The sequence below is a fragment of the Pseudomonas sp. DE0010 genome, from assembly GCF_007680745.1.
Taxonomy (GTDB): domain Bacteria; phylum Pseudomonadota; class Gammaproteobacteria; order Pseudomonadales; family Pseudomonadaceae; genus Aquipseudomonas; species Aquipseudomonas parafulva_B.
On record NZ_VEJQ01000330.1, the window covers coordinates 1 to 229 of the forward strand.

A 229-nucleotide genomic window follows, 5' to 3' on the forward strand; every position below is an offset into this window, starting at 1 on the left:
GACTGGCGACCACGGTGAAGGCCTCTTCCGGTTGGGTGCGCACGCCGATCTCGACGCCGTCCTCACCCTGGATACGGAAGGCGCCCAAGTCGCGGCCGCCGCTGAAGCAGACGTCCCGAGTGGGGATGCCGACCACGCCAAAGATCACCTGGCCGCGCTCGACCAGGGCCACGTTGACGGTGAATTCCTCGCTGCCGTCGATGAATTCCTTGGTGCCGTCCAAGGGGTC

At 66.4% G+C, this 229-nt stretch carries 1 protein-coding gene; it reads right to left on the reverse strand.

The features are described 5' to 3' along the window. On the reverse strand, positions 1–229 hold a 229-nt coding region (locus FS767_RS22740), incomplete at both ends, for an inositol monophosphatase family protein (RefSeq protein WP_305986842.1).